The sequence below is a fragment of the Pseudomonas paracarnis genome, assembly GCF_904063055.1.
Taxonomy (GTDB): domain Bacteria; phylum Pseudomonadota; class Gammaproteobacteria; order Pseudomonadales; family Pseudomonadaceae; genus Aquipseudomonas; species Aquipseudomonas paracarnis.
On sequence record NZ_CAJFCN010000003.1, the window covers coordinates 452,896 to 477,790 of the forward strand.

Genomic DNA, 24,895 nt, shown 5'->3' on the forward strand with positions numbered 1-24,895 from the left:
CTCATGTCCAAGACCAACCTGTTCGACCTCGATGGCAAGATTGCGTTTGTTTCCGGCGCCAGCCGTGGCATCGGTGAAGCCATCGCCAAGTTGCTGGCCCAGCAAGGCGCCCATGTGATTGTCTCCAGCCGTAAGCTGGAGGGTTGCCAGCACGTGGCCGATGCGATCATCGCCGAGGGCGGCAAAGCCACGGCCATTGCCTGCCATATTGGTGAAATGGAACAGATCACCCAGGTGTTCGCCGGCATTCGTGAACAGTTCGGCCGCCTGGATATCCTGGTCAACAACGCCGCCACCAACCCGCAGTTCTGTAATGTACTGGACACCGACCTGGGCGCATTCCAGAAGACCGTTGACGTGAATATCCGTGGTTACTTCTTCATGTCGGTGGAAGCCGGCAAGCTGATGCGCGAGAACGGCGGCGGCAGCATCATCAACGTGGCCTCGATCAACGGCATCTCGCCGGGCGTGTTCCAGGGCATCTACTCGGTAACCAAGGCCGCCGTGATCAACATGACCAAGGTGTTTGCCAAGGAATGTGCGGCCTTTGGAATCCGTTGCAACGCGCTGCTGCCGGGCCTGACCGATACCAAGTTTGCCTCGGCGCTGGTCAAGAATGATTCCATCCTGAAAATGGCCCTGGCCCAGATCCCGCTCAAGCGCGTGGCCGACCCCAGCGAAATGGCTGGCGCGGTGCTGTACCTGGCCAGTGATGCGTCGAGCTATACCACTGGGGTTTCGCTGAATGTGGACGGTGGTTTCTTGTCCTGACGCCCCAGGCGCCATCGGTGGCAGACGGGGCTGAGCCGTCTGCCATCAGACTCAGACTCGCACGCCGCTCATATCGATCTTGAATAGCACCAGTTTGCCGTCTGGCAGGGTCGCGCCAATCACCTTGAACAGCCGCTGACGGTCCAGCGCATCCGCTACCTGTTGCCTGGCCCCTGGATCACTGCGGTCCAACTTCTTCAACACGCGTCTAACCCAGCCATCCTCCATCTGGAAATGCTCATAGACCCTCTGCATGCTGACATTGCGCGGTTTGGCATGCTTGACCTCAAGCACGTAGACATCGCCCGCGGGCCCTTTGAACACCAGATCGAAACCGTTTTGACCGCCACCGTAGGTTCCACCAGGGATGATTTGATAGCCATCATTGACCAGTAGTGCGCGGTACATCTTCTCATTGGCAAGCCCACGGCCCTTTGCATCCTGAATACTCAGCGTCTTCCAATGATCAAACAACGCTATTTCATCCGCGCGCCTTTGCCGATGGGGATAATGAAACTGGTCGTTGGCGGCCACTGCGTCGACATTGAACGAGCCCTCACGGCGTACCGCAACGGTGGCCATGCCTTGAAACGGATCAAACTGCACAATGCCCATGGGTAGAGCGAGGCCGTCGGCCTTGGCCTGTATCCCCTGTAACAGCCGACCATAGGGATAACCATGGGTCCAGATGTGCGTATCAATCTTGCGATTTTGCAGGTGCGCGGGTGCATTGCGGATAGCCGGGTTATCGAATGCAATCATCTGCCGCGCATACTGGCGCATGTAGCAGTACGTTTGCCTGTCCTGCGTCGACATCACGCCCTGGCTCATATCACTGGTAACAGTGGTGTAGCCCAGAACCTTGCGGGCCGCGCGAATGATGGCGCCGATGCTGCCCAAGCGCATCTCGGGCACCCACGAAGCACGGCTGCCACCGGTATCCAGGTAAACACCCGGCGCATGGCTGTGTGCATTGGGAATCATCTGGTATTTATTTCTCGTGCTATCAAGATCGACGCGAACCACTACGCCCCCCACCTCCAGATAGCTGGCGATTGAGTCACCAGAGATCTGAATGATGCCGTCTTCGGTGATGGCCCCGCTTTGCTGCCACACCCCACGCGCGTCAGGTACGTAAAGTTTGTTATCGCCCGCTTTGAAGGACGCCAACGAGAACCGGGCATCGCCGTAGTAGCTCTGCCCGGCCATGACGTACTGTCTTTTCCCCTGGATAGCCGGCCCCGTCGTTGCGCCCCCACCTCGTGCATCGTAAAGCTGCAGATCCAACCGTGGATCCCGCGGCACGGGGGCGGCCATCGGCATCGACACCGGTGCACTGGCATGAGCCGCCGTCGTCACGCCGGTCCAGGTCCAAGTGCCCCCCACTCTGCTGACAGCAGATGGGCTGGCCGCCAGTTGATGAGCCAAGCGCGGGTGATAAGTGCCGCTGGCCGGGTGATAGTCCACTTGCACTGTCTGCCCGGTATCCAGATCAATGTAACTGCGGCCGGCAGCCTGACGAACACCCTCGGCATTTGCGGGCCCAAGCGCATCGCCCGTTACCCACACTGCCTGCGGCGGCAGCGGCCCAGGCAGATCCAGCGCACTTATGTGCGCGACCCCAAGCGCGTCGCCGTGCCCGGTGCGCTGCACGCCTTGACTCACAGGTTGAAGGGAAGGAACCAGACGGCCATAGTCCCTGACCATGACGGTGTCGGCACCCAAGCCGATACGTGAGGGTGATACATGCGCGGTCCTGGGTGATTGAGGTTTTTGCTGCATAAAAAATCCCTTTTCAATGATCTATCAAACTGAATCGGCACCGATAAACCGCAGTTGCGCAGACGTCACAGTGCGCTGGGGATCAGCGTCCGCTCCCCAGCAATCGCGACCTGCATCGTAATGAATACCTGACACCGTACCGTCCTCCAGCTCAAGGCCGACGATACGCAACTGACGCACCATCACGGTCGTCCACTGGCGAGAACGGCGCAGCGCACCCAGTACCTCATCGATGCTCGAATAACGGCAAGCATCCAGTTGCACGAGGCAGATCGCGCCCAGGTCCTGGCGAATGTCGTACTGCTCGCCCTGCAGGGTGTGTACGCTGACCTGTTCCAGCGGTATCGAAGGGTCTGTCACGGGAGGCAGCAACACTGTCACGCTGCCAATGGTCAACGTGTCGTTGATCAGGGCGATATGCGCCCGCTCAATCAACTCGCCAAGACCGGCGGTATTGATCCGCCAGAACGACGCGTCCGCCGTTTTGGCCAACGCCCCCGGCGTGGACAGGGCAATCGTTGAGCCTGCGCTGGGCACGACCTCGTAGGTCGATGAGCGCCCCATCAGCGCATAAGGCCTCTGGTAATGGGGCGGTACAGGAATAACGACTTTCTGTTGCACCGATTGCAACCAGATGCCCTTGGCGCTGTGCGGTCGAAAAAACCCGTGCACGCCGGGCTTTTCTATCAAGGCAGAGCTGCCGTCGAAGGTCTTGAACCCGGGCGAGGCACGGTCTTGGATATAGGATTGCTGGGCCGCCTGCACGCGGTATGAGACGCCGTCATTCATGACCAGCACGAATCGGCAGTCCAGCGTCAAAGCCACCGCGATGATGTTTGAGGTCACGTTGGTGCGCGCCGAAGAACGATCGCTGGCATAGTGGGCGAGGACCAATTGGCTGCCGTCGATGAACCTGATGGTCAATCTCACGTCGCTGTAGGTCAGCGAATCGAAGTGTCCCCTCCTGCGCAGGGTCACGCGGTAATGGGCCAAGGCCTGGAGAATCTCCCGCGACGAATAGTCCACGTACAGCACGCACGCGGTGGTGTCGCCCTTGAGGCGAACATCGAGCACCTTTGCACCTGGCCCGCGTTCGACGAACCCACGCGTAGAACGCCCATGGGGCACCACGAACGTGCCAGCGCCCAACACCTTGTCCAGGCTGACGTCCTGGCCGCCCGCTCTCACGGCAACGGTGACGTTAGTGTCCTCGCTGCCCATCAACACCGGTTCAAGGATCGGCTCAAGCGTATAGCCGTCCTCCGTGAGAAACAGCAGGTTGTGCTTGTTCAAGCGGCGCTGCTCATCACTGGACGTATAGAGCTGCTCAAGCTTGATGACTTGCTCCGGCAGTTCGCCGTCCACGCCCCTCCACGCCACGATGACCAGCGCACAGCCCTGGATACGCCAACTGCTGATAGACGCCAACGGCCAGCGCATCTCAATCACAGAGCCCTCGGCCCAGTCCTGCTCATGCAATGTCACCGCGCCAGGGTTGCTGGCAATCACATAACGATCCTTGCCCGCCCCACCGTCCACCCAGGCGCCAGCGCCCAGCACAATCACTGTATCGTTGCCCTCTGCGGCTTCAATCCGATCGTTGTGACCGGCGGCGACCAGGGTATTGGCCTGTGCTGAACCCTTGAGATGGTTGGCAAGCCCGGTTGGGGTGTAGATATTTTCTATCGAGTCCAGGCTGATCGAAGGATAAGGCGGCGACTTGTCGATATCCTTGCGCCGCACCACAGTGCCCGCCTGCAGGTCGATGGCATAACCTGCCGTCCCGTCCTCATAAATTGTCGAGTTGGCCAGGTAAAGCGTATCGCTGCCCTCCTCGCCACGCAGCTCGCTGGCCGGGCTATTCGCATCGGTTTCGTCCAGTATGGCCGTCGGCATGTCATACCTGAACAGGTCGTTCTTGGCGCCCCCGGTGAGCTGCTTGTGGCCTTCACCGAAGCGGAAAATGTTCGGGTTGCCAGTCGAACCTTTGACCTTGTCATTACCTCCCCCCAGTTGCCAGAGCACAGCCGCATCCACGGCAGTACTGTCAAACACCGCACCCGGCAGACGGTCAACCGGGGTATTGGACGCATCGACTTCATCATCTTGGTCAATCACCGTGGGCTCTGTGGTATCGATGTACGGATCTTCACCCTCGGCCTCGTTCCAGCGGCGCTTCCAATGGCGGACTGGCCTCAACCGCACCTCAAACCCGCCATTGACCACCGCCTGCACGGTGCCTTTGAGCGCGCCTTTAAGCCAGGCATCGGCCTGCTCCTCCAGTTGCTGCGCATACTGTTGTTCCATCCGGGCCACGACGTACCGATCGCGTATGGCCCTCTCCTGCTCCTTGCCTTGAAAGGCCAACCAGCCCGCGTGCAGGCGCTCGAAGATACTCAGTTCGATGTAATCATCAATGTCATCCACCTGACGAACCGCAGCATAGAGTTGCGTGCCAAAGATCAGTACGGCAGCGGCGGCAATGCCCAGCGGGCCGGCCACGCTGAACCCGGCCAACGCAGCGGCACTCAGGGCCACAGCCACGCTGGCGCTCACAATACTGAAGCCGGCATTGACGTAATGGTCCATGGCTTCCTTGCCGGTACTCTTCGCTGCCTTGGCGAACGACTCCTTGGCATTGAGATAATCAAAGGGCAACGTCAGCACCAACGCAAACAGGCTGGCCCCCCGTCGCAGGGCCTGGCCAAGGCAACTGGTGCTGAAACCTGCAAATACCTTGCGACCGTTTTCCAGCAGCCGTCTGCCGAGTTTTTCCAGCGCCAGCTCCAGTGCAGCCCCTGTGAGGTTGGCCAATAACTCAGCGCCGGTGACCACCGACCTATTGATGTCGCCAGTTTTGATCGCCTCGGCCAAGGCGCTGATTGCGCTGTAATACCCGTAAGCTGCAAGCCCCGCGCCCATGACCGCCAGGCTTCGGCTTTTCTTCGGCTCGACCCAGCGAGGCATTCCCTCCAACTGCGCCGCTTGGTTGAGATTGGTTTTCTGTACTGAACGCAACAGGTTATCGAGCTTGCCGACTGCACCAGGATGTTCGTCTCCCGGCTTCGCCAACAGCAGAGGTGGTGCCTGTAGCGAACGCAATGCCGCGAACTCGAATAACAGCGCGGCACTGTTGTCACTGACCGAGTCATTCCTGCGCAGACACCGATGCAGTCTGGATGCCGAGAATCGGATCGCATCAAGCAGCGTCTGGTCTGCTTCGCGTACCGCCAGGTGATGGGCCTTTACCGGTTTTCCCGCCATGTAGGCCCCCATGGCGGCAAGGTCTCTACGCTGCACAGTCAGCTCGCCCACAACCAATGGCCCCAGGCTCTGATCCAGGGCAAGCAATGCTGCTTGCCTTTTTTTCGCAGGTGTTTCGATTGTCGCCATGCGTCCGCCTCCCTATGCCACGACGTAAACAGGGATAGTGGCGGCCAACAGGACCCAGGCAACGGTAGATGCTTATGCGTACCGGCAATTGACGCACAGATAGTTTGAGCCCATAGCGCAAGCGAGTAATCTTGGCGCGGAGTGAAGCCTTGGGATGAAACATGGAACTGCACGTGGTAATCAATGGCCGCAAGGACCTGGCCGAACAGCTCTACCAGCAGTTGCGCGAAGCCATCGCCACCGGGCGGCTGTCGGCAGGCGCACAGCTGCCCCCCAGCCGACTGCTCGCCGAACAACTGGGCATCTCGCGCAAGACCGTGTCGGACACCTACGCCACCTTGACCTACGAGGGCCTGCTGATTGGCAAGATCGGCCGCGGTACTTTCGTCAATGCCTGGGCGCCACAGCCCGACCGCGTGCAAACCGCCACCGACCTGGCGTGTGCCGCCAACCTGGGCAAATGGGCGGCACTGCCCTCACCCATGGGCCACCCCGCCCGCGAGGAGATCCTGCGCTACGAATTTATCGGTGGCGCGACGACACGCCACCAATTCCCACAGGATGAATGGCGGCGTTGCACCCAGGATGCGTTGCGTCGCATCGCCCAGAACAGTGGTTTTTACAGCCAGCCAGAAGGCGTGCCCGCCCTGCGCGATGCCATCGCCGGGCATATCGCGTTTTCCCGCGGGGTCAAATGCAGCGCCCGCGATATCGTAGTCACCAACGGCGCACAGCAGGCGCTGGACCTGCTTGCCCGCGTGGTGCTTGAACCCGGCAGCCTGGTCGCGATGGAAGACCCCGGCTATAGCCCCGCACGCCAATTGTTCGTCGCGATGGGCGCCCGCGTCGCCAGTGTTGCCGTCGACGAACAGGGCCTGCAGGTCGACCAGATCCCGGATGGCACGCGCCTGATCTATGTGACGCCGTCCCACCAGTTCCCCCTCGGCATGCCCATGAGCCAGGCGCGGCGCGAGGCCCTGCTGGACCGCGCCATTGCGCTCGGCGCGATCATCATCGAAGACGATTACGACAGCGAATTCCGCTACGAAGGCCGCCCCACCGACTCCCTGCAAAGCATGGATACCCGAGGCGTGGTCACCTACGTCGGCACCTTTTCCAAAACCCTGTCGCCGGAGTTGCGCCTGGGCTACGCGGTGCTGCCGCCGGCCATTTATGGTGCGGTGCTCAAGGCCAAGCAATTGACCGACCAGCACAGCGCTACCTTGCCGCAGTGGGCACTGGCCAAGTTCATCAGCGAAGGCTACCTGCTCAAGCATATTCGCCGCTGTCACGGGGTCTATGCGGGGCGTTGCGAACGCATCCTGCAGCGTCTGGCGGGCGATCTGTCGCCGTGGTTCGAGGCAGTACCGACGGTGGCGGGCTTTCACCTGGCGGCCCTGTGCAAGGTGCCGGTGAATATTCCATTGCTGATGGAACGGGCGCGCCAGGTTGAGGTGGGTTTATATCCCTTGGACGTGTTTTTTCACGACAAACCGGTGCGCTCGGGGCTGATTCTGGGGTTCGGCGCCATCGAGACCCTGGACATCGACCCGGCGCTGGACAAGGTGCGGGATATTCTGCTGCAGATTGGCTAGGCAGTTTTCCGGCGCATTGGTCATTGGTGGCAAGCCGTCGGCGGCGTAGGGTGAAGCGGTCTTTCACCCGATGGAACCCTCATCATGAAACGCTTATTCGCTGCCACCCTGATGCTCGCCTCCCTCAGTGCATTTGCCCACGACCCGGTCTACAACAAGGAAACGCTCAAGGTGCTGCAAGAGCACGCCTTGACCAACGTGCCGGGCAAGAAAACCATCATGCTCACCGTGGACTACGCCCCCGGCCAGGCCACCGTGCCCCACAGCCACACCGGCACCGCCGTGGCTTATGTGCTCGAAGGCGAGATCACCTCGCGGGTCAATGATGAAAAGGCGATCACCTACAAAGCCGGGCAATCGTTCTACGAACCGGCCGGCTCGCGGCATTTTGAGTCAAGCAATGCCAGCCAGACCCAACCGGCCAAGCTGCTGGTGGTGATGGTGCTGGATGACAAGGCTGAGGTACTCACCCCGCTTCCCAAATAATCAGCAACACCACAAAACCCATGTGGGAGCTGGCTTGCCTGCGATAGCGGTGGACCCGCCAGCTCATCTTTTACTGGCCCACCGTTATCGCAGGCAAGCCAGCTCCCACAGTTTTAACCGTATCTGGTCAGGGACGTTTGAACAGGTTGCGCTGGTGTTCAATGCGCGGCCGGCACTCGCAACCCTCCAAGTGATCATTGACCATCCCCATCGCCTGCATCAACGCATACATCGTGGTCGGGCCGACGAAGGTCCAGCCGCGTTTCTTCAGGGCCTTGGACAAGCGCACCGAAGCCGCTGAGGTCGGATTGGCCGTCCAGTAAGCCATGTCCACCACTGCCGGCCGCTCTTGCGCGCCGGGTTCGAACGCCCACAGCCAGCGCGCCAGCGAACCGGTCTCCTCCACCAGCTCACAGGCCCGGCGTGCGTTGTTGATGGCCGAGATGATTTTCGCCCGATTGCGCACGATGCCCGGCTCGCTCATCAATCGCTCGATGTCCGTCTCGCCGTACTGCGCCACCCGGCGAAAATCAAAACCCTCGAACGCCTGCCGAAAGTTTTCGCGCTTGCGCAGGATGGTGATCCACGCCATCCCCGCCTGAAACCCCTCCAGGCAGATCTTCTCGTACAACGCGATGTCATCCGCCACCGGCACACCCCACTCATGGTCGTGGTAATGCAGGTACGCAGGCGCTGCAGTGCGCCAGGCGCAATACATGCGCCCTGCTTCGTCGGTTGTCAGCCCTGATTGATCCATCCATCACCTCGTATGCCCAAGGCGATGATACGCAAAAAAAATTAATCCCCGCCAACCGCTCAAGCATCGTACTTACCGACCAACTGGTCAGACCGGGACCTGCCAACCGCCAAATATTTACTTGTGATTTGAAAAAACCCCAGCGTAGACTGGCCCCGCACTGGACTTACCGGTAAGACCACAACAATTAAGCCCTGGAACCACCAGGGCACCGAATAGAGATCCCTCCCATGCTCAGATGGTGCTCGCGTTCGATTTTCCTGCAAGTCGTGATTGGCCTGATACTCGGCATCGTCTGCGGCCTGGCCCTTCCCGAATTCTCCTCGCAACTCAAACCTTTGGGTGACGGCTTTATCAAGCTGATCAAAATGCTGATCGGCCTGATCGTGTTCTGCGTAGTGGTCAGCGGTATTTCCGGCGCGGGCGACTTGAAGAAGGTCGGACGCATCGGCCTCAAGTCGGTGATCTATTTTGAGATGCTGACCACCGTCGCCCTGGTGCTCGGCCTGATCATGGCCTTCAGCACCGGCATCGGCAGCGGCGCCAATATTCACCTGGAGCAACTCTCTTCCGCCGGTTTGAATGAACTGGCGGACAAGGGCCAGCACATCCGCGGCACCAGCCAGTTTCTGATGGAGTTGATCCCCAACTCGGTAGTCGGCGCCTTTGCCGATAATAACGTGCTGCAAGTGCTGTTGTTTTCGGTGCTGTTCGGCAGCGCGCTGAACCTGGTGGGCGAAGCGGCCAGCGGGATTTCGCGACTGATCAACGAATTGAGCCATGTGATCTTCCGCATCATGGGCATGATCGTGCGCCTGGCGCCAATTGGCGTATTCGGTGCCATCGCGTTCACCACCAGCACCTATGGCCTCGATTCACTGCAACACCTGGGCAGTCTGGTGGGGCTTTTCTACCTGACCTGTTTTGCCTTCGTGGCGGTGATCCTCGGGCTGGTGATGCGCCTGTCGGGCCTGCGCATGTTGCCGCTGCTCAAGTACCTGCGCGAAGAACTGCTGATCGTGATGGGCACCGCGTCGTCCGACGCGGTGTTGCCGCAGATCATGCGTAAACTGGAACACCTGGGCATCGGCAGCTCCACCGTGGGCCTGGTGATTCCCACCGGCTATTCGTTCAACCTCGACGGTTTTTCCATCTACCTGACCCTGGCTATCGTGTTTATCGCCAACGCCACCGGCACACCGCTGTCGATGACCGACTTGCTGACCATCCTCCTGGTATCGTTGATCACCTCCAAGGGCGCCCACGGCATTCCAGGCTCGGCATTGGTGATTCTGGCGGCAACGCTCACAGCGATTCCGGCGATTCCGGTGGTCGGCCTGGTGTTGGTGCTGGCCGTGGACTGGTTCATGGGCATCGGCCGTGCGCTGACCAACCTGATCGGCAACTGCGTGGCCACCGTGGCGATTGCACGCTGGGAAAAAGACATTGATATCCAGCGCGCCAACAAGGTGCTCGACGGCCAGCAAGGCTATGCCTTCCAGGCCAAGAAGCCGGTACTGCCGGCGCATCAGGAGTTCTAGGACAACACCCATCCAATGTGGGAGCTGGCTTGCCTGCGATAGCGGTGGGTCAGCGTCAACTGTAGTGCCTGACACTCAGTCATCGCAGGCAAGCCAGCTCCCACTTTGGACCTTCGCCAGACTGAATACTGTATGAGCAACATCAAGGAGCCTTCGACGTGATCAGCACTTCAACCGTCGTCAATTCAGTGGTAGAAAAACTGCGCGCCGCCTTGGCGCGAGGCCAGTGGCGCCGCGGTGAAATGCTGCCCGGTCAACGCGAACTGGCCGAACAGCTAGGTATCAGCCGCCCGAGCCTGCGCGAAGCGGTAATCGTGCTGGAGACCCTCGGCCTGGTGCGCTCCATGCCGGGCAAAGGCGTGGTCGTGCTGGAAACCAGCGTCAGCGAGCCGCAATCGAGCGACGCCGTGGCCGATGCCAGCCTCGAGGACATCCTGCAACTGCGCTACACCCTCGAACCCTTCATCGTCGGCCTGGTGGCCCAGTCCATCAGCAGCAAGGAAATCGGCCAACTGCGCCTGACCCTGATGGACATGCGCGAGGCCCTCGATGCCGGCGATGCCGAAGCCGGCATGAACGCCTATATCGACTTCCATGAAGAATTGTTCGCCCTGACCTCCAACCCGATCTTCCAGAACGTGGTGCAGCAAACCAGCACCGCGCTCAAACAAAGCGCCCAGGTACTGCGCAACTCGCCTGAACACCTGGCCGAACGCCTGCAGGAGAACGAGGCCGTGGTACGCGCCATCCGCAACAAGAACAGCGCCCTGGCCAGTGCCGAAATGCGTCGGCACATCCTGCAGGAAGGCCTGCGCATGGGCATTCGCTTGAATATCCCGGACGACCATCTGGGCAGTTGATTTTCGGAGACCGGCCATGAACGCTCACGCCCTGCAACGCGACTCCACCCTCACGTCCCTACGCTGGACGCCCGAAAAAAAGCCCTCGGTGGACGATATCTACCCACGCTTGTTCGACGCCATTCTTGAGCAACGCATTGCGCCCGCCAGCCGCTTCACCGAAGAAGGCCTGGGCGAACTCTTTGGCGTGAGCCGCAGCGTGATTCGCCGAGTGCTCGCCAAGCTGTCCCATCAGCAAGTGGTCATCCTGCGCCCCAACCAGCGCGCCCAGGTCGCCGCGCCGGATGCCCAGCACACACGGCAGATTCTGGAAGCACGGCGTCTCACCGAAATGACCGTGGTGCAACTGGCCTGCGCCCAAGCCACAGCGATGCAGATTCGCCAACTGCGCGAGCTGATTGCACAGGAGCGCGACGCCATTGAGCGTGACCAACGGGGGCCGGCGATCCGGTTTTCGGGAGAGTTTCATCTGCAACTGGCGCACATGGCAGGCAATGCGCCGTTGGCGCAGTTTCTCAACAGCCTGGTGCCGTTGACGTCGTTGATCATTGCGCAATTTGAAGTAAAAGCCTGCACGTATTGCGCGTGGCAGGAGCATGTGGCGATTGTGGATGCCGTGGAACAGCGCGACGCTCACAAGGCCGTCGCCCTGATGACCCAGCACCTGGATCACCTGGAAACCCGACTACTCAAACACCACTGACGCCAAGTGAATGAAGTTAAAACTGTGGGAGCTAGATTGCCTGCTCCCACATTGATCGCATTCCAGATCAAACAAAAAGCCCCCGCATCTCACGATACGGGGGCCTTTGGTTTAGCGAGGCATCAAGCCGGTTGCAACACCGACTGGCCACTCAACGCCAGGTCCAGCAACTCACGGTTGGCCACCGCGTACATGGCGTAGTCCGTGCCCACTGCGGCACGAATTTCCACCATCATGGCACGCCAGCGATCCGCCATGTCCTGATGCTGCTCAAGCCACAGGGCCACGCGGGCTTCCATGTCTTGTGGCGCATCGTCCATTTGCAGGACCGAAATGGTGATCGCCCGTTGCTGCCAGTCCACGTCGTCGCGGAAGGCTTCGCGGGCCTGGGCTTGCCAGTTGTTGGCCACTGGCAGATCGCTGATCTGCTGCAGGTACCAAGGCAGGTCCAGGGCGCTGCCGACGGCGAAGTAGGCCTTGGCCACTTCGGCGGCGTCATGCCCGGTCACGTCGGCGGCTTCGATGATCGGCAGCAAGGTGTACAGGTGGGTAGTGCCTGCAACCATGCGCGCCAACAACTCTGGTACGCCGGCCTGGGTATAGGCCTGGTAGCGGTTCTGCCAGCCTTCGCGGGTCGGGCCTTCCAGCAGTTCGTCGAGCTTGAGGCCCAGCGCCGCCAGGTGCGGACCGAAGTGCGCGGTGTCGCGCCCGGCGTCTTGCTCGTTGCGACGGCTGCGCAAGAACCAGCGCGTAGCACGACGGCCCAGGCGCATCAGTTCATCCATGAGCTCCAGTTGCACGTCAGCGGAAACCTGGTGGTCCAGGGCTTCAATCTGACGGAACCAGTGCGGGAGATGGAAGATGTCCCGCACGATCACATACGCGCCCGCCACGTTCGCTGGGCTCATACCGGTCGACTCTTTGAGTCGCTGCACGAAGGTGATGCCCATGTGGTTGACCAGGTCGTTGGCGATCTGGGTGCTGACGATCTCGCGCTTCAGACGATGGCGACGCATGGCTTCGCCGAACTTGGCCACCAGGCTCGGTGGGAACGCGGTCTCCATGTCACGGGTCAGGTACTCGTCATCCGGTACCAGCGACTTGAGCAGTGCTTCCTTGAGGTCGATCTTGCTGTACGAGATCAGTACCGACAGTTCCGGGCGGGTCAGGCCCTTGCCGGCAGAGGCGCGTTCAGTAAGCTGTTCCTCGGTCGGCAGGTACTCGATGGCACGGTCCAGCTTGCCACGGCCTTCCAGGTCGCTCATCAGGCGCTTGTACTCGGCAGCACGCTCGTAAGCCTTGCGCGCAGCCAGGGACAGGGCCTGGGTCTGCTTGTAGTTGTTGCCCAACACCAGGTTGCCAACTTCGTCGGTCATGCTCGCCAGCAACTGGTTGCGCTGCTTGTCGGTCATGTCACCGGCCTGCACCACTTCGTTGAGCAGGATCTTGATGTTCACTTCGTGGTCGGAGCAATCCACGCCACCGGCGTTGTCGATGAAGTCGGTGTTGGAACCGCCGCCATTGAGGCCGAATTCCACACGGCCCAGTTGGGTCATGCCCAGGTTGCCGCCCTCGCCCACCACCTTGCAGCGCAGTTCGTTGCCGTTCACGCGCAGCGCGTCGTTGGCCTTGTCGCCCACGTCGGCATGGCTTTCGGTGCTGGCCTTGACGTAGGTACCGATACCGCCGTTCCACAACAGGTCCACCGGCGCCTTGAGCAAGGCGTTGAGCAGTTCGGTCGGGGTCAGCTTATCGGCCTGGATGTCGAAGCGTTCTTTCATCTGTGGCGAGATGGCAATGCTTTTCGCGCTGCGCGAGAAGATACCGCCACCTTCGGACATGATGCTGGTGTCGTAGTCGGTCCAGGCCGAACGCGGCAGCTCGAACAAACGCTTGCGCTCGACGAAGCTGGTGGCCGGGTTCGGGTTCGGGTCGACGAAGATATGCAGGTGGTTGAAGGCTGCGACCAGTTGCAGTTTGTCCGACATCAACAAGCCGTTACCGAACACGTCACCGGCCATATCGCCGACGCCTACCACAGTGATGCTGTCTTCCTGCACGTTGATGCCGCGCTCACGGAAGTGACGCTGTACACCTACCCATGCGCCCTTGGCGGTGATGCCCATTTTCTTGTGGTCGTAACCAGCCGAACCACCGGAGGCGAACGCATCGCCCAGCCAGAAGCCATAGTCGATGGCAATGCCGTTGGCGATGTCGGAGAAGGTCGCAGTGCCCTTGTCCGCCGCCACCACCAGGTACGGGTCATCGTCGTCATGACGCACGACGTTGGCCGGCGGCACCAGGGCGCCGTCTTTCAGGTTGTCGGTGATGTCCAACAGGCCGGAGATGAAGATGCGGTAGCAGGCGATGCCTTCGGCCGCGATCTCGTCCCGGCTGCCGCCCAATGGCAGGCGACGCGGCAGGAAGCCGCCCTTGGCGCCCACCGGCACGATTACCGAGTTCTTCACTTGCTGGGCTTTTACCAGGCCAAGCACTTCGGTGCGGAAGTCTTCTTCACGGTCAGACCAGCGCAGGCCGCCACGAGCGACGTTGCCGAAGCGCAGGTGCACGCCCTCGACCCGTGGCGAGTACACGAAGATTTCAAACTTCGGCACTGGCTTGGGCAGCTCGGGGATGGCACGCGGGTCGAACTTGAAGCTGAAGTACGACTTGTTCTGGCCGTTGGCATCGGTCTGGTAGAAGTTGGTGCGCAGGGTGGCCTTGATCAGGTCCAGGTAGCGACGCAGGATGCGGTCTTCGTTGAGCACCTGAACGTCGTCCAGAGCCGTGAGAATCGCTTGTTCCAGGCGTTGCTGCTTGTCTTCCAGGTCGTCGGCAGTGAGCTTGCGCGCCAGGTAGAAGCGGGTCTTGAACAGCCGGGTCAACTCGCGGGCGATGTCGGTGTGGTTGTTCAGGGTGCTGGCGATGTAACCCAGGTCGAAGCCCAGGCGAATCTGCTTCAGGTAACGGGCATAGGCACGCAGCAGCGCCACGTCGCGCCATGGCAGGCCGGCGGTGAGGACCAGGCGGTTGAACGCATCGTTCTCGGCATCGCCATGCACGATGTGCACGAACGCATCCTGCAGGGTGTCGTTGAGCTGTTGGATATCCAGGTTCACGCCTTCGGCGGCGATGAACGCAAAGTCATGGATCCAGAACTCACGGCCATTGGCATGGCGCAGGCGATACGGAAACTCACCCAGCACGCGCAGGCCGAGGTTTTCCAGGATCGGCAGTACGTCGGACAGCGCCAGCGGGGTGTCAGCGTGGTAGAGCTTGCAATGCAGCTCACGCTGACCGGAGACCTGGCCCAGCGGCTGATAGAAGCTCATCACCAGCGGGTTGGCTTCGGTCAGGCTGTTGAGGTGCTGCATGTCGACCACAGCCGAATGCGCAGCGAAACGCTCGCGGTAGCCGGCCGGGAAGCCCTTAGGGAAGTCCGCCAGCACGTTGGTGCCCTGGGCTTCGCCGAAGCTTTCCACGACCAGACTGGCGTAGTCGTCCTGCCAGCTGCGGCAGGCCTGCACCACTTCTTTTTCCAGTTGCAGCGGGTCGATGTCCAGGCGGTTCTTCGGGTCAACTCGCAGAATCAGTTGCACACGGGCAAGGACGGACTCGGAGAAGAAGGTCCAGAACTCGCAGTCCGAGGCCTTCAGACGGTCCATCAGCACTTGCTGGATCTTCTGGCGCACTTCGGTGGAGTAGATGTCGCGTGGCACGTACGCCAGGCAGTAGCAGAAACGACCGTAGGGGTCTTTGCGCAGGAACACGCGGATCTTGTTGCGCTCCTGGATCTGCACGATGGACATCACGGTGTTGAACAGCTCGTCGACTGGAGTCTGGAACAGGTCGTCACGGGGCAATACTTCCACCACCTGGGCAAGCTCTTTACCCAGGTGCGCCTTGGCCTGGAAGCCCGAACGACGTTCGATTTCCGCGACCTTGCGGCGGATGTAAGGGATCACCCGCACGCTTTCGCCGTACACCGAGGAGGTGTACAGGCCCATGAAACGGTGTTCCTTGATGACCTTGCCGTCGGCGCTGATCTCACGGATCGACACGTAGTCCGGGTAAGCCGGACGGTGCACGCGGCTTGGGTGGGCGGCCTTGGCGAACGACAGTACGGTCGGCTCGCGCAGGTAGGCCACGGCGTAGTCTTCGATGCGCAGGTCTTCGGCGGTGAGGCCGGCGCGCAGCAGCTTGGTCAGACCGAGGAAGGAGCTGGCGTCATATTCGATATGACCGCCGTCCGCCTCGTCACGTACCACGAACTCTTCGTAGCCCAGGAAGGTGAAGTGGTTGCCCACCAGCCATTCGAGGAAGTTCTTGATCTCGGCTTTTTCTTCGCCGTCGATGGCGAACGCGCTGGCGTCGATACCGGCGAGCAGGTCCTGAACCTTGGCTTTCATCGGTTCGAAATCGGCCACGGCTACGCGCACTTCGCCCAGTACCTGCTCAAGCTCTTTGCTCAGCACGTTCAGTTCGGCGGCGTTGGCGCAGCGGTCGATCTCCAGGTACATCAGCGATTCTTGCAGGATGCCGTCGCCCTGGGTGCCCTTGGGCAGGATTTCCAGCAGCTCGCCCTTGTTGCCACGACGCACGCTGAGCACGGTGGTTTGCAAGGTATGGATGCTGTAGCCACGGCGATTCAGCTCGGTGCGTACCGAGTCGACCAGAAAGGGCAGGTCATGGTGCAGCACTTCGACCGCAGTATGCGTCGATTGCCAGCCATGACGCTCATAATCGGGGTTGTAGACCCGCACTTGCGGTTGGGTGTGATCAAAGCGCTCAAGCAGGCGCCAGGCAGACAGGGTGCAACCGGCCAGGTCGGAAAGGCGACGCTGGGTCAGTTCGTCCAGAGAAATGATGCCGAAGAATTGCTCAGCGAACAGCGCCACTTGTGGCAGTGCCTGTTCGCTGATGTGCTGCGCCAGTGCCGCTTGCAGTTGGTGCTGGAAGTCGGCCTTGCTGGCTGCGGTGAAGAACGCCATCTGTGGTACTCCGCTTGGGCTTGTTATTGATGAAAGCGTCGCGTGTTATCCCCTTGCGGGGAGACCGTCAGCTCTGTTCGCTGGTGTGCTGACAAGCACCATAAACGAATCAGGGTGACAGGTGGGTGAAGCTGGACAGGACAGTCAGGTCACATACAACTTCCATACGGCATGCCGTTGGCCAGATGACGATACGACGGGCAGGTCAGGCGCCTGGCACAGGGCACATCCGTTGCGCAGCTTAACGAGTGTAGGAAGAACGCTGCTTGCGACGCTGCGACATATTCGGTCATCGGTAAGCAGGGTGTCGGTTGCAACTTGGGCAACCTCGGATTTTCGGTAGAAAATCTTGCTACTTTGCACACCATCAGTACCAGAAATGACCGATCCGGCCCGTCAGGTCATGCACAAGTTCCGACACAGGATGAAGCACAAAATTCGCCGCAGTGGCACAATTGCCCTCCCCAACACAGGATTGCCCCATGCTGCAGCTGAAAACCGACGCCCTGATGGCCACTCCGTGCGACGACGAAGAAGACAACATGGCCATGCTTTGCTGTCACGGCAAGAACGGCGAAATGTTCATGCTCACCCGTTACCCGGATGAAGATGAAGTGGAGCTGACCTGGGATTACGAGCCTTCGACCCTCGATGGGCTGAAAGTGACGTTGGGCGACACCACCTTATTGATCGAACTGGCGGCCGGCGATGCAGATGCCTTGGGCGGCAAGGACCAGTTGGAGATCACCCACAGCACCGCTGCGGCAGACATGGCCGAAGTGCAGGAAACGCTGCAGAACATCCTCACAGGCACCGGCACGTTCATTCGGATCTGAATGCACCGAAGACCCCATGTGGGAGCTGGCTTGCCTGCAATGCAGGCGGTGGGGTCTTTCAGCCAGACCGAGTTGAGGCCATCGCAGGCAAGCCAGCTCCCACAGTGACCGTGCTTTACCAGCCCAGACGCTTGCTATCCCATGGGTTTTGCTAAAAATACCCATCAAGCCGTTAGTCTCCGCACCCCGCGATGCATTAAAGTAAACGCCCCAGGCCCGGTGTTCTGTCACAACACCCAGGCTCATCTTTCCAGGAACCGTCATCGATGGAACATCGTGAAGCGCTGCTTGCGCTGCGAACCTTTCTTTCTACGCAGATTCTCGGCCAGGAAAAACTCATCGATCGCCTGCTGATCGCCCTGCTCGCCGACGGCCATATGCTGGTCGAAGGCGCACCGGGGCTGGCCAAGACCAAGGCGATCAAGGAGTTGGCCGAAGGGATCGAAGCGCAGTTCCATCGTATTCAGTTCACCCCCGACCTGCTGCCCGCCGACATCACCGGCACTGAGATCTATCGCCCGGAAACCGGCAGTTTCGTATTCCAGCAGGGGCCGATCTTCCACAATCTGGTACTGGCCGACGAAATCAACCGTGCCCCGGCCAAGGTCCAGTCGGCCTTGCTTGAAGCGATGGCTGAGCGTCAGGTCAGCGTAGGCCGCAGCACCTATGAGCTGTCGCCGCTGTTTTTGGTGATGGCCACGCAGAACCCCATCGAACAGGAAGGCACCTACCCGCTGCCCGAAGCGCAGCTCGACCGGTTCCTGATGCACGTCAAGATCGGCTTCCCGGACGCCGCCGTCGAGCGCCGCATCCTGCAGCAAGCCCGCGGCGAAGCACTCAATGGCGAAACCAAGCCCGAGCGCCGGGTCAGTCAGCAGGCCATCTTTGCTGCGCGTAAGGAAATCCTCGGCCTGTACATGGCCGATGCCGTGGAGGAATACCTGGTGCAACTGGTGATGGCCACGCGCACCCCTGCCAAGTTCGACACAGAAATGGCCGAGTGGATCGCCTATGGCGCCAGCCCCCGTGGTTCCATCGCCCTGGACCGTTGTGCCCGAGCCCATGCCTGGTTGGCCGGTCGCGATTTTGTCAGCCCGGAAGATATCCAGGCGGTGCTGTTCGACGTGCTGCGTCACCGCATCATCCTGTCGTTCGAGGCCGAAGCCGCCGGTGTCGACCAGGACCGCGTGGTGCAACGCATTCTCGACGTCGTTGCCGTCGCTTGAAGTCGATGAACGCAAGCGATGGTATCCGCGTAACCCTCAGTGAATTGATTGAGATGCGCCACCGCGTGCGTGAAGTGCAGTTGTTCTCCACGCCTGGCCAGCGTAGCCCGCTGGTGGGCCTGCATCACTCCAAGCTGCGCGGGCGTGGCGTCGATTTCGACCAGGTGCGCGTGTACCAGGCCGGCGACGACGTGCGCACCATCGACTGGCGCGTGACGGCGCGTACCCAGGAGCCGCACACCAAGCTGTTCCACGAAGAGCGCGAACGGCCGATTTTCATCATGGTCGAGCAAAGTTGCCGGCTGTTTTTCGGCTCGGGGCAAATGTTCAAGTCGGTGCTCGCCGCCCAGGCCGCCAGCCTGATCGGCTGGGCCGCCCTGGGCCATAACGACCGGGTGGGCGGGCTGGTGTTCGGCGACAATGAGCACTACGAGATCAAGCCACGGCGCAGCAAGCAAAGCCTATTGCAACTGCTTAACCGGCTGGTGCGGGTCAACCAGAGCCTGGATACCGAGCGTCAGCCGGAAGCGGATGCCCTGGGCATGGCCTTGCGCCGTGGCCGCGAGGTACTGCGCCCGGGCAGCCTGGTGGTGGTGATCTGTGATGAACGCGCCCTCACCGAAGGCGCCGAGCAACAGCTGAGCCTGCTGGCGCGCCATTGCGACCTGCTGTTGTTGCCAATCTCCGACCCGTTGGACCACGCCCTGCCCGCCGCCGGGCTGCTGCGTTTCGCACAAAGAGGTGCGCAACTGGAACTGGACACACTGAACATCGACCTGCGCCAGGCCTACAAGGCCCAAGCCGAAGCGCGTATCGCCCGCTGGGAACTGCTCGCGCAGAAACTGCGGCTGTTGTTGATGCCCTTGAGCACCCAGAGTGAAATGGTCGAGCAACTGCGCGAATACCTCAACCCGCAACGCCCGGTTAAAAAACCATGAGCAGCCTGGACCAACTGCAACCGCTGATTGCCCCGCCCGCCATTGGCTTCTGGCCACCTGCGCCGGGCTGGTGGCTGTTGCTGCTGGTGATCCCACTGCTCGGTTGGGGCTTGTGGTGGCTGCGTCGTTTCCTGCCGGCCCGCCGCCCCGTGGCCCGTGCCGAACAACCGCTGGACCCGTTGCGTATCGCCGCCCTGGCCGAATTGGCGTTGATGCCCAAGCCCTACGACGGAGCGCCAGCGGGCGCCTGGTTGCAGCAACTCAACGGCCTGCTCAAGCGCCTTTGCCGTAACGACTACCCTTATAGCCAGAGCCACACCCTCAACGGGCGCAAATGGCTGGCCTTCCTGGATAACCGCTGCCCCGCCGCCGGCCTGACGCGCTGGATGGTGTTGGTGGAAGGCGCCTACAAGCCCGAATGCAAGCTCGACGACAAAGCCATCGCCGGTCTCACCCAAGCCGTCGACACCTGGATTCGCAAACATGTTTGAGTTCGCCTGGCCGTGGATCTTCGCCCTGTTGCCACTGCCCTGGATCATGCGCCTGGTGCTGCCCGTGGCCGACAGCGGCGAACCGGCGCTCAAAGTCAGTTACCTCAGTGACCTGGAAGGCTTGGCCCGGCGTCGTGCCCGGGTCAACCTGCCCGGCTGGCGCCAGCAAGCCCCATTCGTGGTGCTGTGGCTGCTGCTGTTGACCGCCGCCGCCCGCCCGCAATGGCTGGGCGAACCCTTGCCGATTGCTGCCAGCGGCCGGGATTTGCTGGTGGCGGTGGATGTCTCCGGCTCCATGGATTTTCCCGACATGCATTGGCAGGACGAGGACGTCAGCCGCCTGGCCCTGGTCAAGCACCTGCTGGGAGACTTTCTGGAGGAGCGTGAAGGTGACCGCGTGGGCCTGATCCTGTTCGGCAGCCAAGCCTACCTGCAAGCGCCCCTGACCTTTGACCGCCGCACCGTGCGCACCTGGCTGGATGAAGCGCGCATCGGCATTGCCGGCAAGAACACCGCCATCGGCGACGCCATCGGCCTGGCCCTCAAGCGTCTGCGCCAACGCCCGGCGCAAAGCCGCGTGCTGATCCTGGTCACCGACGGCGCCAACAACGCCGGGCAGATCGACCCGTTGACCGCCGCGCGCCTGGCGGCCGAGGAAGGCGTAAAAATCTACCCCATCGGCATCGGTGCCGACCCCGAGCAAACCGGCTCCCTGGGCATCCTTGGCGTAAACCCGAGCCTGGACCTCGACGAACCGGCGCTCAAGGCACTGGCCGAGGCCACCGGCGGCCAGTATTTCCGCGCCCGGGACGGCGAGGAACTGCTAAAGATCAAGGACACCCTCGACACCCTTGAACCCGTGGAGCAACAACCCACCCAGGCCCGCCCGGCTCAGGCGCTATACAGCGGCCCATTGGCCTTGGCGTTGGTGTTGAGCCTGTTGCTGGTGATCCAGGAACGCTGGCCGAACAACGCTTTGCAACGAGCCTTCAATAGGCTATCGAGCAGGGGCATCTTTTTGCAGCAACACCCTGAATGGCGCCAGCGCCTACAGCGCCTGCGCTTGCGGAGGCGTCGATGATCGCGCTGTGGCCGCACTGGTTGCGCCCCTGGTGGCTATTGCTGCTGCCCCTGCTTGGCTGGTTGCTGTGGCAGCTATGGCATCGGCAAAAGCGCGCCGGGCGCTGGCAGATGATCCTGCCGCCGGCGTTCCATGCCGAGTTGCTCAGTGGTGGCAATGGCCGCGAGAGTAGATCGCCATGGGTGGTGCTCGGCATCGCCTGGCTGTTGGCCGTGCTCGCGTTGCTGGGCCCCAGTTGGCAACGGGTTGAACAGGCCAGCCAGAAACCTTCCGACCCCCTGGTGGTGCTGCTGGAACTGACCCCGGAAATGCTCGCCACCGACAGCCCGCCCAACCGCCTGGAACAGGCGCGGCGCAAGCTGTATGACTTGCTGCAAGCACGCACCGATGCTCAAACAGCCATCATCGTGTATGCCGGCAGCGCCCATACCTTGGTGCCGCTGTCCGATGACCTGGCTACCAGCCGCAACCTGTTGGAAGCCCTGCGCCCATCGATCATGCCCGAGCCCGGCCATCGTGCCGATCTGGGCGTGGAAAAAGCCCTGGGCCTGCTCAAGCAAGGCGGTCTCGGCCAGGGGCGCCTGCTGCTGATCGGTTCCTCACTGTCCAAACAAGAGCGCCAAGGCATCCGCCTGCAACTGCAAAGTGCCCAGGCTCCAACGTTGTCGATCCTCGGCATCGGCAGTCGCGAAGGCACGCCGGTGACGCAGGAGAGCGGCGAATTCCTCAAGGACGACCAGGGCGCGATCCTGGTGCCGCGTCTCGACAGCCCGACCCTCAAGGCGTTCGCCAGCGAAATGGGCGGCCGCTACCGTGCGGCACGCCTGGATGACAAGGACCTGCGCCAACTCGGCATGCTCGACAGCGCCCAGGCCCTGCGCGACGACGGCCAACGGCTGCGCCTGGACAGCTGGGCCGACCAGGGTTACTGGCTGCTCTTGCCGTTGTTGCTGCTGGCCGCGTGCGCCGGGCGTCGCGGCTGGCTGTTCTGCCTGCCCTTGTTGTTGATGGGCGCGCCGCAACCCAGCTACGCCTTTGGGCTGCAGGACCTGTGGCTGCGCCCCGACCAACAAGGCCAGTACCTGCTCAAGCACAAACGCCCGGCCGAAGCCGCCGAACACTTCCAGGACCCGCAATGGCAAGGCGTGGCGCTGTATGAAGCCGGCAATTACGCCGAGGCCATCAAGCGGTTTGCCCAAGGCAGCGACGCCTATTCTCACTACAACCGCGGCAATGCCCTGGCCAAGGCCGGTGAACTTGAAGCGGCCATTGATGCGTATGAACAAGCCCTGGAAGCCCAGCCCGATTTGCAGCCCGCGCTGAAAAACAAGGCCCTGGTTGAAGCGCTGATGCAGGAGCAAGCGCAGCCCGAGCCGGACCCGCCCGCAAAAAACGCAGATGACGAAACCGCCCAACCCGGCCAAACTGCGCAACCGGGCACCAGCGCGCAAACGGCCCAGGGCGGCGAGCAATCGTCCCACGGCCAGGGCGAAGCCGGCACGGGTGAGACCCAGGCCAACGCCCCGCCACAGGCCGGTGGCAATGAAGTGCCAGGCAGCGAACTGGGTGACGAGCAAACCACCACGCCGCCACTGCGCCCTGCCGACACGCGCCTGGAAGGCGAGCGCCGCCAAGCGCTGGAGCAATGGTTGCAGGAAATCCCGGACAACCCCGGCGAGCTGTTGCGCCGCAAATTCTGGTACGAACAGCAACAACATCAGGACACCACTCGATGAGCCGCCGCACTACCCTTTTGCTCCTGCTCGCGTTGTCGGCAGGCCACGCCCAGGCGGCGGACCTGGTCGCCAGCGTAGACCGCAGCCGCCTCAACTCCGGGGAAACGGTGGAGCTGACGGTACAATCCAGTGATGTAACCCAGTTTGGCAAACCGGACCTGTCGCCCCTGGACGCGCAGTTCGAAGTCAGCGGCACCCGCCAGATCAACCAACTCACCACGCTGGACGGCGACAACCACGCCACCACCCGCTGGATCATCACCCTGTTGCCCAAGGTAAACGGCAACGTGGTGATCCCGCCGCTGCAGGTGGGCGCACTCAAGACCCAGCCGATCACCCTGCAAGTGGTGGAAAGCGCCAGCCAGAACACCAGCGCCGAACTGGCCCCGGTGTTCATCGAAGCCAGCCTCGACCAGACCAGCGTGTACGTGCAGGCCCAGGCCCTGTTGACCGTGCGCGTCTACCACTCGGTGTCGCTGTATGACGACAGCAGCCTCACGCCCTTGCAGATACCGGATGCACGTGTCGAACAACTGGGCGAATCACGCACCTATGAAAAGGTCATCAACAGCATTCGCCATGGCGTGATCGAAACCCGCTACGCCCTCTACCCGCAACACAGCGGCGCTGTGGTGATTCCGGCGCAGACCTTCAGCGCTACCCTGGTGGAATCGCGACCGCCCCAGGAAAACACCCTGCAGGGCACCAAGCCGGGCAAGATGATTCACGTTAGCTCAGCGCCCCTGCCCTTGACGGTCAAACCCAAACCGGACGCCTACCCCGCCGACACCCCCTGGTTGCCCGCGCGCAGCCTGACCTTGAGCGAAGGCTGGAACCCCACGCCGGACCACGTGCAAGTCGGCGACTCTCTGACCCGCAGCCTTACCGTGGAGGTCGAAGGCCTGTCCAGCGCACAACTGCCGGCGCTGCCCGGCACCGAGGTCAACGGCCTGCGCCGCTACCCCGACCAACCAGTGATGGCTAACCGTACCAGCGACCGCGGCCTGACCGGCAGCCGTGAAGACCGCGAAGCCCTGGTGCCGACCCGCGCCGGCGAACTGGAACTGCCCGCCGTGGAAGTGGTGTGGTGGAACACTCACGAAGATCATCTGGAACGCACCAGCCTGCCGGCGCGCACCGTGCACGTGGCGGTGAACCCCAGCCTGGTGGTGGACACACCGGCGACACCGACGATCATCACCGCCCCCGACGATGACCGCCTGTGGCTGTGGCAACTGAGCACACTGATACTGGCCTGCACCACCCTGCTGGGCTTTGGCCTGTGGTGGCGCGCACGCCGGCAACCGGCGGTACAACGCGCCGCGCAAACCGGTCCCAGCCCACGCACCCTGCTCGACGACCTCAAGCGCGCCACCCAGGCCAACGACCCCCACGCCACCCGCCAGGCCCTCGACGCCTGGGCGCGGCAACAACCCGAAACCCTGGCCGACATGGCCGCACGGTTTGTGCCGCTGTCAGATGCCCTGGATGGCCTGAATGGCGCGCTGTACAGCGAAAGCGGTCAATACTGGTTGGGTGATGACCTGTGGCGAGCGATCAAAGCCATCCCCGTGGCCGAACGCGAGCAAGACCCGGCCACCGACACCACCAGCTTGCCGCCGCTCTACCCCAAGTAACCCCCGAGCCTGCTCGTTCCCACGCTCTGCGTGGGAATGCCGCCCCGGACGCTCCGCGTCCTGGTTTTACG

General features: G+C 61.7%; 17 protein-coding genes. 13 read left to right on the forward strand and 4 right to left on the reverse strand.

Features of this window, described 5'->3' with window-relative positions:
* Positions 1–3: 3 nt before the first annotated feature.
* Positions 4–771, forward strand: coding sequence for an SDR family oxidoreductase (locus tag JMV15_RS09220; RefSeq protein WP_014718324.1), 768 nt, complete (start codon positions 4–6; stop codon positions 769–771).
* 51 nt (positions 772–822) lie between these two features.
* On the opposite strand, the gene JMV15_RS09225 is transcribed toward JMV15_RS09220, so the two are convergent.
* Together JMV15_RS09225 and JMV15_RS09230 are read right to left on the reverse strand one after the other, a co-directional pair.
* On the reverse strand, positions 823–2,553 hold the full coding sequence (locus tag JMV15_RS09225) for a hypothetical protein (protein WP_172832666.1): 1,731 nt from the start codon (positions 2,551–2,553) through the stop codon (positions 823–825).
* Between the two features lie 24 nt (positions 2,554–2,577).
* Positions 2,578–5,946: a calcium-binding protein gene (locus JMV15_RS09230; protein WP_019820191.1), complete on the reverse strand. Its 3,369-nt coding sequence runs from the start codon at positions 5,944–5,946 to the stop codon at positions 2,578–2,580.
* A 161-nt stretch (positions 5,947–6,107) separates the two neighbouring features.
* On the opposite strand from JMV15_RS09230, the gene pdxR reads away from it, so the two are divergent.
* Positions 6,108–7,541 (forward strand): MocR-like pyridoxine biosynthesis transcription factor PdxR, encoded by a 1,434-nt coding sequence (gene pdxR / locus JMV15_RS09235; protein ID WP_201491355.1) that lies wholly within the window; start codon positions 6,108–6,110, stop codon positions 7,539–7,541.
* Between the two features lie 84 nt (positions 7,542–7,625).
* Positions 7,626–8,027, forward strand: coding sequence for a cupin domain-containing protein (locus tag JMV15_RS09240; protein ID WP_019820196.1), 402 nt, complete (start codon positions 7,626–7,628; stop codon positions 8,025–8,027).
* 127 nt (positions 8,028–8,154) lie between these two features.
* Here JMV15_RS09240 and JMV15_RS09245 read toward each other — a convergent pair whose 3' ends face one another.
* Positions 8,155–8,784, reverse strand: coding sequence for a DNA-3-methyladenine glycosylase I (locus JMV15_RS09245; RefSeq protein ID WP_019820197.1), 630 nt, complete (start codon positions 8,782–8,784; stop codon positions 8,155–8,157).
* Positions 8,785–8,999: 215 nt separating this feature from the next.
* Between JMV15_RS09245 and JMV15_RS09250 the strand changes: the two genes are divergently transcribed.
* From JMV15_RS09250 to JMV15_RS09260, 3 genes are all read left to right on the forward strand, one after another.
* A complete protein-coding gene (locus JMV15_RS09250; RefSeq protein ID WP_172832684.1) occupies positions 9,000–10,325 on the forward strand; it encodes a C4-dicarboxylate transporter DctA in 1,326 nt (441 codons plus the stop codon).
* 158 nt (positions 10,326–10,483) lie between these two features.
* Positions 10,484–11,185, forward strand: a complete 702-nt coding sequence (locus JMV15_RS09255) for a FadR/GntR family transcriptional regulator (protein WP_014718317.1) — start codon at positions 10,484–10,486, stop codon at positions 11,183–11,185.
* Positions 11,186–11,201: 16 nt separating this feature from the next.
* Entirely contained in the window at positions 11,202–11,888 is a 687-nt protein-coding gene (locus JMV15_RS09260) for a GntR family transcriptional regulator (protein WP_019820198.1), read from the forward strand.
* Between the two features lie 122 nt (positions 11,889–12,010).
* Here the strand turns inward: JMV15_RS09260 and JMV15_RS09265 are convergent, their stop codons facing one another.
* The gene (locus JMV15_RS09265) at positions 12,011–16,879 is read right to left on the reverse strand and encodes an NAD-glutamate dehydrogenase (protein WP_019820199.1); all 4,869 of its coding nucleotides are present in this window, start codon (positions 16,877–16,879) and stop codon (positions 12,011–12,013) included.
* Positions 16,880–17,361: 482 nt separating this feature from the next.
* Between JMV15_RS09265 and JMV15_RS09270 the strand changes: the two genes are divergently transcribed.
* The 7 genes from JMV15_RS09270 (at position 17,362) to JMV15_RS09300 (ending at position 24,824) form a co-directional block, all read left to right on the forward strand.
* Positions 17,362–17,715, forward strand: coding sequence for a hypothetical protein (locus tag JMV15_RS09270; RefSeq protein WP_003190803.1), 354 nt, complete (start codon positions 17,362–17,364; stop codon positions 17,713–17,715).
* Between the two features lie 266 nt (positions 17,716–17,981).
* Positions 17,982–18,941: an AAA family ATPase gene (locus JMV15_RS09275; protein ID WP_014718314.1), complete on the forward strand. Its 960-nt coding sequence runs from the start codon at positions 17,982–17,984 to the stop codon at positions 18,939–18,941.
* A gap of 5 nt (positions 18,942–18,946) precedes the next feature.
* Entirely contained in the window at positions 18,947–19,879 is a 933-nt protein-coding gene (locus JMV15_RS09280; protein ID WP_014718313.1) for a DUF58 domain-containing protein, read from the forward strand.
* Positions 19,876–20,370: a DUF4381 domain-containing protein gene (locus tag JMV15_RS09285; protein WP_003190798.1), complete on the forward strand. Its 495-nt coding sequence runs from the start codon at positions 19,876–19,878 to the stop codon at positions 20,368–20,370. The genes JMV15_RS09280 and JMV15_RS09285 overlap by 4 nt, the downstream gene beginning before the upstream one ends.
* A complete protein-coding gene (locus JMV15_RS09290; RefSeq protein ID WP_019820200.1) occupies positions 20,363–21,451 on the forward strand; it encodes a vWA domain-containing protein in 1,089 nt (362 codons plus the stop codon). Before JMV15_RS09285 ends, JMV15_RS09290 begins: the two co-directional genes overlap by 8 nt.
* Positions 21,448–23,187: a tetratricopeptide repeat protein gene (locus JMV15_RS09295; RefSeq protein WP_038450011.1), complete on the forward strand. Its 1,740-nt coding sequence runs from the start codon at positions 21,448–21,450 to the stop codon at positions 23,185–23,187. Before JMV15_RS09290 ends, JMV15_RS09295 begins: the two co-directional genes overlap by 4 nt.
* Positions 23,184–24,824: a BatD family protein gene (locus tag JMV15_RS09300; RefSeq protein WP_038450009.1), complete on the forward strand. Its 1,641-nt coding sequence runs from the start codon at positions 23,184–23,186 to the stop codon at positions 24,822–24,824. Before JMV15_RS09295 ends, JMV15_RS09300 begins: the two co-directional genes overlap by 4 nt.
* Positions 24,825–24,895 lie beyond the last annotated feature (71 nt).